At 51.4% G+C, this 1,507-nt stretch carries 2 protein-coding genes; both read right to left on the bottom strand.

Annotated features, from left to right (window positions below):
* Positions 1-95: 95 nt before the first annotated feature.
* Positions 96-566 carry a DUF4844 domain-containing protein gene (locus H7U20_RS29865; protein WP_199762770.1) on the bottom strand — a complete coding sequence of 157 codons (471 nt, stop codon included), beginning with the start codon at positions 564-566 and terminating at the stop codon, positions 96-98.
* A gap of 247 nt (positions 567-813) precedes the next feature.
* A partial coding sequence (locus tag H7U20_RS29860) for a GNAT family N-acetyltransferase (protein WP_233411191.1) occupies positions 814-1,507 on the bottom strand: 694 nt, incomplete at its 5' end.

The raw sequence follows: 1,507 nt of genomic DNA, 5'->3' as shown, positions 1-1,507 counted from the left end.
TCTGGCTTGGCATGAAAGAGGTCTACGTTGCAGCGAAAACAATGGGAAAATTACGAGACCGGGCCAGCACCAAGAATTGTGTATAACGGCGTGCCCTAAACGAGCCAACCGTACGGAAATCCGTAACGCCAGACATTGAAGAGTTCGGCGGAACTCTCGACGCCACAAATCTGCATCACCTTGGTAAGATACACTAGCACTTGGTCCCGCTCTGCAGACTCGGAGCTGTCATAGTCGGCCAAGGCCAGCTTCATTGTCCTGAGGACGGTGGAGCGCTGTGGCCGTGTGGGCAACTCGGCGATGAGAGAACGAATAGTGGAATCTACCACCGCCTGCGCTGCAAGCCGCTGCTCTTCATTTGCGACTCCGGGATAGAACGTGAGGGGATCTGGACCAAACTTACTTTCCGATTGCAAACTACGTAGGCGCTGAATAAGGTCGGGTGTTACGGATAATTTATGGTCTGGGAAGCTTGTCGGCCAAATGTAAAAGCTTAGACCAGACACCCCTGTGAGGACAATCATCACAAAAGTAATCCCGATGCGGGCAAGTGTTTGAAGAATCAATTGTTTTTCAATCTATTAATGTTGCTAGGGTTATGGGCATTTCGAAAAACCACCAAATTGTCGTTCCGCATCGGCGGACCGCCGCGCAGGCGGGAATCTATACCCCGCATGTCCATTGGCTCAGTATGGGTTCCCGCCTACGCGGGAACGACAATTTGGTGGTTTTTCGAAGTGCCCATAAGCCGACAATAAAAAAAAATCGCCAATAGCGTTGGCACTGGCTATTCGTCGGTTACTGCCATAGCATTTATTCGTCCAAGCGTAAGCACATGTGTTCTTCATCGTAAAACCGCTTGCCTATCCTCATGGACCGGGGTTCCGTGGCAAATTTCCGAAAGCCTAGAGACTCGTAGAGATTCTTTGCGCGCTGGTTTTCAGAATTCACAGATAAATGAATTTGCAGGACACCGGTTTTATCAGCGTATTGCTTGATGCACTCGAACAGGTGCCGGGCGATTCCTTCTTTTCTAAATTCCTGGCGCACGAACACTCCCCATACCAGCGCCTTGTGAGCCACTTGAACCAGAGATTCCCGCCGTAGTCCTGCAATTGCAATGAGCTGCCCATCGAAAAATGTGCCGAACACAACTTGGCTCGCCGTTTGCTGTAACTTTGCCTGGACCTCGGCGGAAGTGCGCATTTCCTCTTCTTCGGCAGTAGGCCATACAGTGCTTGGCGAATCAGCAATCGCCACAAGGCGGATTTCCTTGAAAACGCCGCTATCGTTTTCGTTTAGGGGGCGAGTGAGCCAGTTCGGTTTCAGCATATTTGAAAAATCTTTATCTATCCATCGAGTGGTGGTCACCAGAGTCAGCTGAGCTGGCACTATCGCGTAGCGGATGAAATTTGGCTCTATGCCGTTTCCTGTGGAAATTGACGTCAGGCGAAATGCCGGGTAACGCCGTATTCCCGAGGCACGGCGGCGCGCAGCGGACTGGACG

The sequence above is a fragment of the Rugamonas violacea genome, assembly GCF_016461825.1.
GTDB lineage: Bacteria > Pseudomonadota > Gammaproteobacteria > Burkholderiales > Burkholderiaceae_D > Rugamonas.
The sequence above is the reverse complement of the archived record's forward strand: the minus strand, read 5'-3'. Positions and strand labels throughout refer to the sequence as shown.